A 1,940-nucleotide genomic window follows, 5' to 3' on the forward strand; every position below is an offset into this window, starting at 1 on the left:
CACTGCCGCTTATACTGCCCAGCGGCAGTAAATCCGCTAAATCGGCCAAATTTGCGAAATCGACCACACTGCAGTCGCACGTTCTACTTCGGTTATCAAACCAATCGCGCATTTAGAAACGCGTCGAAATCCCAGAACACAGACTATTTTCCATACGATCTCGATTATTACCTGACATACGATCTCAGATTCTATGCCACTGATCGAGCGACGACGGGGCCGTGAAGAATGGTTGCCCATCTCTCAAATCATCCGTACAATTGGCCGGTCGAATCCTTGATCCGAGTTATTGGGCCGTCTTGAATCCCTCTCGCGGTGATCGGTTTCAGCCAACGAGCTAAGGGTACCTGCTGAAAGTGACCATCTACTGGATCACAGCTTCAGTACACCCTTACATTGATTACGTCAGCACACCAAGTACAGCGTATGCCCGTACGCATCGAGGAGTTCGAAGCTGGGGACCTTCCAAGCGGCCCAAGCGTGCCTCAACAGGTACTTGGCTATCTCTATACAAACCGGGACAAAGCGTTCACCCGGTCGGAAATCGCTACCAGTATTGACGAAGATCCGAACACAGTTGGGACAGCCCTCTCACGGTTGAAACAGCGTGAACTCGTCCGACACAGAGGAGAGTACTGGGCGATAACGAACGATCTTGATCGGGTTGCAGACGCGTATGCGCTCCACACGATCACGGAACGGCTCAATCAAGACGAAGGAGCGATCGAACCTGACGAGTGGGACGCAGTCGCTCCGGACGAACCGCATCCAAGCGAGCGAGACGAATAAATGCAACCGGAACGTGGCGATGTGGTTCGAAGTTCGGACCCGTTCAAACTGGGCGAAGATAGCCAACGACCGTGGCTCATCGTCAACAACGAATCGCATCCGTTCGGCGACGAGCAGTACGTGGCTGTCGCTATCTCGACGAAAGAGTACGGTGATTCGATTCCCCTGGAGTCGACTGTCTGGAAAACAGGTGGTGTACCGTACGAATCGTTCGTCTCTCCATGGGCAGTCCACTCCCCTCGGATCGAAAATCTGGTGGCGTGGCAGGGCCGAGTCACGAAGGAATTCGTCGATCACGTCGTTGAGTCTCTCGAGACGTATCTTCGATAACGGGACAGTATGCGCTCAGAACACTACCGGGCGAGAATCGATTAGTAGGCTCGGCGGGATCGAAGCCGAACTGCCCTCATCATATACACCCGAACATTTTCATTGAATACAGAGGATGGATTGACAACCCGAGAAAAGCTCACCTGTAGAGAGCACATGGCGATACGTGAGTACGCTGAAGAACGACTTAGCAAACGCTTCCATCCAGTTTCGCCGCCCCCGTTTCGTTTATCTCTATTCTGGAACGATAACAACTTATTGCCCTCCATTCTTTTGTCGAAGTCTGTCCATTGGCAGAAAATTCGACTGTATAAATGCCGTATTTCACGATGTCCGTTAGCTCAGTTTCGGAGTGGGGCTTGACGGTCTGTTCCCACGCATACACCTCTTTCCCATCTTGTAGCACTCGGATTGAAACGTGGTGTTCTTCATCATCCATATTTTCCACAGATAAGTCATTTGCCTCTTTGTCATGGGTGTCTGTGGTGGAAGTCGGTGTGCTGGTCTGCTGACTGATAGAGGAAGGTTGGCTCACACACCCACTTCCAACACTAACTGCGAGAAGCGCAAGGAACTGTCGACGATTCATATTTTACGATCACTTCGATAGTGTAAATGTTTTCTGCGAGAACAGTAGCATGGGTGGGAAAACCGAACTCCCTATCGGGTGGGGTGAAAGATACGCGCCCTCATTGCAGCACGCCTTGACGAACCCTTGTCGAATCTCGGTTGAGAGTCTGTTCGATGATCGGATTACACTACGAACTGCCCACAGATTTCATTGAGGGTGCCGGAGTGGGTGCACTTCCGCTTATGGATTT

Annotated in this window: 3 protein-coding genes; 2 read left to right on the plus strand and 1 reads right to left on the minus strand. The window is 51.4% G+C overall.

Translation table 11 applies throughout. The annotated features are described in order from the left end of the window. The first annotated feature begins 426 nt into the window (after positions 1 to 426). Together AC1XDK_RS30720 and AC1XDK_RS30725 are read left to right on the plus strand one after the other, a co-directional pair. Entirely contained in the window at positions 427 to 789 is a 363-nt protein-coding gene (locus AC1XDK_RS30720; RefSeq protein WP_483353823.1) for a hypothetical protein, read from the plus strand. After that, positions 790 to 1,119 carry a hypothetical protein gene (locus AC1XDK_RS30725; protein ID WP_483353824.1) on the plus strand — a complete coding sequence of 110 codons (330 nt, stop codon included), beginning with the start codon at positions 790 to 792 and terminating at the stop codon, positions 1,117 to 1,119. Between the two features lie 187 nt (positions 1,120 to 1,306). Here AC1XDK_RS30725 and AC1XDK_RS30730 read toward each other — a convergent pair whose 3' ends face one another. Next, positions 1,307 to 1,708: an Ig-like domain-containing protein gene (locus AC1XDK_RS30730; protein WP_483353825.1), complete on the minus strand. Its 402-nt coding sequence runs from the start codon at positions 1,706 to 1,708 to the stop codon at positions 1,307 to 1,309. Positions 1,709 to 1,940: the final 232 nt, after the last annotated feature.

The sequence above is a fragment of the Haladaptatus sp. HS23 genome, from assembly GCF_056892285.1.

What these genes read in the sequence shown, in the direction of transcription:
- AC1XDK_RS30720 (WP_483353823.1), top strand. Translation starts at nt 427, where the DNA reads ATGCCCGTACGCATCGAGGAGTTCGAAGCTGGGGACCTTCCAAGCGGC.
- AC1XDK_RS30730 (WP_483353825.1), bottom strand. Translation starts at nt 1,708, where the DNA reads ATGAATCGTCGACAGTTCCTTGCGCTTCTCGCAGTTAGTGTTGGAAGT.
- AC1XDK_RS30725 (WP_483353824.1), top strand. Translation starts at nt 790, where the DNA reads ATGCAACCGGAACGTGGCGATGTGGTTCGAAGTTCGGACCCGTTCAAA.